Raw genomic sequence first — 3528 nt, 5'->3', positions numbered from 1 at the left:
CAGTATCATTATGCGTCCGCCAGTTGGAATACAAGCACCCGGAAACTAGCGAAACAGTCTACGGTGTTTGCTCCACACACCTGTGTTTCCTCAAGCCAGGGGAAGAGGTAAAAATTACAGGACCTGTGGGTAAGGAAATGTTGTTACCCGATGATCCTGAAGCTAATGTCATTATGTTGGCAACCGGAACAGGTATTGCCCCAATGCGAGCTTATCTGTGGCGTCAGTTTAAAGATGCGGAAAGAGCAGCTAACCCAGAATACCAATTTAAGGGATTCTCTTGGCTAATATTTGGCGTTCCTACAACTCCAAACCTTTTATATAAGGAAGAACTGGAAGAAATTCAACAAAAATATCCTGATAACTTCCGCCTCACTGCTGCCATCAGCCGCGAACAAAAAAATCCTCAAGGCGGTAGAATGTACATCCAAGACCGCGTAGCAGAACATGCTGATGAATTGTGGCAGTTGATTAAAAATGAAAAAACCCACACTTATATCTGCGGTTTGCGAGGTATGGAAGAAGGTATTGATGCAGCCTTAACTACTGCTGCTGCTAAGGAAGGCGTAACCTGGAGTGATTACCAGAAGCAACTCAAGAAAGCTCATCGCTGGCACGTAGAAACTTATTAATTTGGTCATTAGTCATTGGTCATTGGTCATTAGTTTTAGACAAAGGACGAACGACGAAGGACAAATGACAAAGGAAGCAGGATAATCAGTAGGTAGGGCAAACGCTCTACCTACAATTGTTATTGGTGAAATTGGGTGCAAAATGGGTGTGAAACTAGGAATACTGGGATTAGGCACCGTGGGAACGGGAACAGTGCAGTTGTTGCAAGATAGCGCTGGGCGTCACCCATTGTTGCAAGAGATAGAAATTTATCGGGTGGGAGTCCGATCGCTAGATAAACCCCGTGCAGTAGAATTGTCTACGGAAGTAGTAACAACAGATTTAGAATCTATTGTCAACGATCCAGCGGTAGATATAGTTGTCGAGGTAATGGGTGGACTGGAGCCGGCGCGATCGCTAATTCTCAAAGCTTTAAGTAATGGTAAGCATGTAGTCACTGCCAATAAAGCAGCGATCGCCCGTTTTGGGGCGGAAATTTTCACAACTGCCAATCAAGCTGGCGTATACGTCATGCTAGAAGCTGCTGTGGGTGGTGGTATTCCGGTGATTCAACCCCTGAAGCAGTCGTTAAGTGTTAACCGGATTCACACTGTAACAGGCATTGTGAACGGTACAACTAACTACATCCTGACGCGGATGCAAACAGAAGGCAGCAACTTCAATGATGTCTTAGCTGATGCCCAGCGATTGGGTTATGCTGAGGCTGACCCTACAGCCGATGTCGATGGCTTAGACGCAGCTGATAAAATTGCTATCCTGGCATCATTAGGCTTTGGTGGACGCATCAACTTACAAGATGTTTATACTGAGGGGATTCGGCAAGTGAGCAAAACAGATATTGCCTACGCCGAAAAATTGGGATTTGTGATTAAATTGTTAGCGATCGCTAAACGTGATACTCCCTCATCTCCTCTCTCTGTAAGAGTTCATCCTACTTTAGTGCCTCAAGCCCACCCTTTGGCTAGCATCAACGGCGTTTACAATGCCATTCTTGTTGAAGGAGAACCCATCGGGCAAGTAATGTTTTTTGGCCCCGGTGCTGGTGCTGGTGCAACCGCCAGTGCTGTCACTTCGGATATTTTGAATTTAGTTGCTATCCTCAAAACTAATACAGCAGTTACAAATCCATTATTAGCTTGTGGGCATCAAGAATATTGCCAAATTGCGCCGATGGCAGAATTGATAACTCGATTTTACGCCCGTTTCCTCACCAATGACCAACCCGGAGTTATTGGTAAATTGGGTACTTGCTTTGGCAACTATGGCGTTAGCTTAGAGTCAGTTGTCCAAACAGGCTTTCAAGGGGAACTAGCAGAGATTGTGGTTGTCACCCATGATGTGCCAGAAGGCAATTTTAGGCAAGCTTTGGCAGAAATTCAGAATTTATCAGCGATCGAAAGCATTCCCAGCTTACTGCGTGTACTTTGAGATTAGTCGGGAGTGAAGCTCGTCAACTTGCTTTGCTCCAATTTTTAATTACTCCGAAGGATTATATAGCGGTTATCAGTTGAGTGCAATACAGACCTAACCCCCAGCCCCTTCCCTATAAGGGAAGGGGAGTAAGATTCAAAGCCTCTCTCCTTTTAGGAGAGAGGTCAAATTGTATTGCATCCAAACAACAACCGCTATAATCTCCATTTTATACAAACCATGCTGTGAGTAAAACTTGGTTAACTACGCAAGCTAAACTAAAAAATAAACTTCACCCCAGCGCGAGGCTAGACCTATGACCTCTGCAACCGATCCATCCACCGCCCTCACTCCTTTCCCCGACCATACGCAGCTACCAGAGTCTGATGGTACTTTCGTGAAAAATTGGCAAGAGCATCCCCAAAGCATCTTACTCACTGACTCGATTACACCTGTCCTCAAACAATTACATCCTGAAGGTGAATATTGTATAGGTCAGGACTTAGGTATTTACTGGCGCTTGACAGAACCGCCAGAACGAGGAGCAGAAGCACCAGATTGGTTTTATGTAGGAAATGTACCGCCCTTGCTCGATGGACAAGCACGGAGGTCTTATGTATTGTGGCGAGAATTTATTGCCCCTTTAATTGCCTTGGAATTTGTCTCTGGAGACGGTAGTGAAGAACGAGATAAAACTCCTTGGAAGGGGAAATTTTGGATTTATGAGCAAGTAATTCATCCGGCTTTTTATGGCATTTATGAAGTGAAGAAAGCCAGTTTAGAAATGTATGAATTAATTGGTGGACAATATCAGTTATTAACAGTAAATGAGCGTGGACATTATCCGATTACGCGCTTGGGAGTTGAGTTAGGTATTTTGCAAGGAGTTTATCAAAATGCGGAATTACCTTGGCTGCGCTGGTGGGATTTGGAGGGTAATTTGTTGTTGACTGGTGAGGAAAGAGCCGAACAAGAATCCCAACGGGCTGAACAAGAATCTCAACGGGCTGAACAGGAAAGACAAAGAGCCGATCGCTTAACTGCCCAATTGCGATCGCTCGGCGTTGAACCAGAAGCTTAGGTGTTTGGCTAATTGGTATGAGAAAAACCCCCATTGATTTATACCGTATGGGAAATGCGACTTCTTCGAGAATAGATAACATTCGTTCACAAGATATTGAAACTTACGAAGAAGATGGTGATATAGCGGTTTGCAGTTGATTCCAGTACAGACCTAACCCCCAACCCCTTCCCTACTAGGGAAGGGGAGTAAGATTCAAAGCCTCTCTCCTCTTAGGAGAGAGGTCAAAACTGTACTGCACTCAAACGAGAACCGCCATATTTGGGTTATTGCAGGTTCAGGCGGAATTTCAACGTTTGCAGTTCAGGGGGTTGGAAAGAATTGGTGGAAGTTGGATAGGGGAAGTAATATTCCCAACGAACTCCGTTTGGTGAATGACTACGGCAATCATTGGCTGTGGAAAC

2 protein-coding genes and 1 pseudogene are annotated in these 3528 nt (G+C 44.8%); all 3 read left to right on the top strand.

Annotated features, from left to right (window positions below; all coding sequences use genetic code 11):
• A pseudogene (locus IQ229_RS18555) lies at positions 1-632 on the top strand (ferredoxin--NADP reductase); the annotation flags it as partial.
• Positions 633-774: 142 nt separating this feature from the next.
• Positions 775-2061 carry a homoserine dehydrogenase gene (locus tag IQ229_RS18550; RefSeq protein WP_194046237.1) on the top strand — a complete coding sequence of 429 codons (1287 nt, stop codon included), beginning with the start codon at positions 775-777 and terminating at the stop codon, positions 2059-2061.
• A 298-nt stretch (positions 2062-2359) separates the two neighbouring features.
• Positions 2360-3124: a Uma2 family endonuclease gene (locus IQ229_RS18545; protein WP_194046235.1), complete on the top strand. Its 765-nt coding sequence runs from the start codon at positions 2360-2362 to the stop codon at positions 3122-3124.
• Positions 3125-3528: the final 404 nt, after the last annotated feature.

It is taken from the genome of Nostoc cf. edaphicum LEGE 07299 (assembly GCF_015207245.1).
GTDB classification, from domain to species: Bacteria; Cyanobacteriota; Cyanobacteriia; order Cyanobacteriales; family Nostocaceae; genus Nostoc; species Nostoc edaphicum_B.
This window is presented reverse-complemented; position numbering and strand designations above follow the sequence as displayed.

What these genes read in the sequence shown, in the direction of transcription:
- IQ229_RS18550 (WP_194046237.1), top strand. Translation starts at nt 775, where the DNA reads ATGGGTGTGAAACTAGGAATACTGGGATTAGGCACCGTGGGAACGGGA.
- IQ229_RS18545 (WP_194046235.1), top strand. Translation starts at nt 2,360, where the DNA reads ATGACCTCTGCAACCGATCCATCCACCGCCCTCACTCCTTTCCCCGAC.